This window comes from Alicycliphilus sp. T452 (genome assembly GCF_054512775.1).
Genome location: NZ_JBTNEH010000060.1, coordinates 1 through 2,501, shown reverse-complemented (window position 1 = coordinate 2,501; position 2,501 = coordinate 1). Strand labels below are relative to the sequence as shown.

Here is a 2,501-nt window from a genome sequence, read left to right as displayed (position 1 = left end):
TGTTGATTTCCACGCAGAAGTGACCCACTAACCCCCAGGATTTCCATCTAAATCTGACCCACGTACTAACCCTAACCTGCTGCTTTGTTGAGCAGCAGGAGACCAGGAGTGATAGACGTGGCAACACTGAGTGTCATCAGGCGCTGGGCCCTGCGAGAGCAGCTGTCCATCAGGGAGATCGCCCGCCGCACGGGCCTCTCGCGCAACACCATCCGCAAGTACCTGCGCGCAGGCGAGGCCGAGCCGCACTATGCCAAGCGGGTCAGCCCTTCCAAGCTCGATCCCTTTGCCTTGAAGCTCTCGGGCTGGCTCAAGACGGAAGCTGGCCGATCCCGTAAGCAGCGGCGTACCGTCAAGCAGATATACGCCGATCTGCAGGCGCTGGGCTATACCGGCTCCTACAACCGGGTCGCGGCCTTTGTCCGCCTCTGGCAAGAACAACGCCTGGTGGCCCAGCAGACCACCGGCCGCGGCACCTTTGTGCCTTTGGCCTTCGGCCCCGGCGAGGCGTTCCAATTCGATTGGAGCGAGGACTGGGCAGTGCTCGCAGGTGTGCGCACCAAGCTGCAGGTGGCTCACTTCAAACTCAGTCACAGCAGGGCGTTCTACCTGCGCGCCTATCTTCTGCAGACGCACGAGATGCTGTTCGATGCCCACAACCATGCGTTCGTCGTGCTGGGCGGTGTGCCCCGCCGAGGCATCTACGACAACATGCGCACCGCTGTAGACCGGGTGCGCCGTGGCAAGGAGCGCGACGTCAATGCGCGCTTTGCGGCCATGGTGAGTCACTTCCTGTTCGAGGCCGAGTTCTGCAACCCGGCCTCGGGCTGGGAGAAGGGCCAGGTGGAGAAGAACGTGCGCGATGCCCGCCATCGCCTGTGGCAGGTGGTGCCGCCATTCCCAAGCCTGCCCGATCTCAATGCCTGGCTTGAGGAGCGCTGCGTGGCGCTGTGGCACGAGATCGAGCACAGCAAGCTGCCGGGCACCGTCGCGGATGTCTGGGCCCAGGAACGTTCAACCCTGATGCCGGTGCCACGTCCGTTCGATGGCTTTGTGGAGCACACCAAGCGCGTCTCGCCCACCTGCTTGATTCACTTCGAGCGCAACCGCTACAGCGTGCCAGCGCCGTATGCCAATCGGCCTGTGAGCCTGCGGGTCTACGCGGATCGCCTGGTGGTCGCGGCCGAAGGCCAGATCGTCTGTGAACACCAGCGCCTGATCGAGCGCAATCATCACGGTGCCGGCCAGACCGTCTACGACTGGCGACACTATCTGGCGGTGCTGCAGCGCAAGCCCGGCGCTTTGCGCAATGGTGCTCCGTTCCTGGAACTGCCAGTGGCCTTCAAACGGCTGCAGACCGCCCTCTTGAAGCAGCCCGGTGGCGACCGGGAGATGGTGGAGGTGCTGGCACTGGTGCTGCATCACGACGAGCAGGCCGTGCTCGCCGCAGTGGAACTGGCCCTGGAGTCTGGGGCTGCCAGCAAGACCCATATCCTGAACGTGCTGCACCGGCTGCTGGACGGCAAGCCCGCTCCAGCACCGGTCACATCGCCCCAGGCCCTCAAGCTGTCTGTGGAACCCCAGGCCAACGTGCTTCGCTATGACCAATTGAGAGAGGTGCGCTATGCGTCATGACCCCGCCATCGCTTCCATCGTGATCATGCTGCGCGAGCTCAAGATGCACGGCATGGCCCAGGCAGTTGCGGAACTGGCTGAGCAAGGTGCGCCAGCCTTCGAGGCAGCGCAGCCCATCCTGTCCCAACTGCTCAAGGCTGAGACCGCCGAGCGGGAGGTGCGCTCGGTGGCTTACCAATTGAAGGTGGCCAGGTTCCCCGCGTACCGGGACCTGGCAGGCTTCGACTTCAGCCACAGCGAGGTGAACGAAGCCCTGGTGCGCCAGTTGCACCGGTGTGAGTTCCTGGAGGATGCCAACAACGTGGTGCTGGTGGGCGGGCCGGGCACAGGCAAGACCCACATTGCCACAGCCCTCGGAGTGCAAGCCATTGAACACCATCACCGAAGGGTGCGGTTCTTCTCCACGGTAGAGTTGGTCAATGCGCTGGAAGAAGAGAAGGCCCAAGGCAAGACAGGGCAGATGGCCCACCGGCTTGCATATGTGGATCTGGTGATCCTGGATGAGCTGGGCTACCTGCCGTTCAGTGCATCAGGAGGCGCCTTGCTGTTCCACCTGCTGTCCAAACTCTACGAGCGCACCAGCGTCGTGATCACCACCAACCTGAGCTTCAGCGAGTGGGCCAGTGTGTTCGGGGATGCCAAGATGACCACGGCATTGCTCGACCGGCTCACGCATCACTGCCATATTCTTGAGACCGGCAATGACAGCTACCGGTTCAAGAATAGCTCCGCACAGCAACCACCACAGACCACCAAGAAGGAGAAGGCGACCAAGAACTTATCCACAACGTGAGCGTGAAGTTCACGAATCAGGGTGGGTCAAGATTCGATGGAAATGGTGGGTCAGCTTTGCATGGAAATCAACA

General features: G+C 62.1%; 2 protein-coding genes. Both read left to right on the top strand.

Annotated features, from left to right (window positions below):
• Nucleotides 1-108: 108 nt before the first annotated feature.
• Entirely contained in the window at nucleotides 109-1,635 is a 1,527-nt protein-coding gene (gene istA / locus ACX12L_RS22845) for an IS21 family transposase (RefSeq protein ID WP_459264559.1), read from the top strand.
• Nucleotides 1,625-2,428, top strand: a complete 804-nt coding sequence (istB, locus tag ACX12L_RS22840) for an IS21-like element ISThsp10 family helper ATPase IstB (protein WP_013516261.1) — start codon at nucleotides 1,625-1,627, stop codon at nucleotides 2,426-2,428. The genes istA and istB overlap by 11 nt, the downstream gene beginning before the upstream one ends.
• Nucleotides 2,429-2,501: the final 73 nt, after the last annotated feature.

Bases quoted from the DNA above. Each gene is read 5' to 3' on its own strand.
- istB (WP_013516261.1), top strand. From the start codon at position 1,625: ATGCGTCATGACCCCGCCATCGCTTCCATCGTGATCATGCTGCGCGAG.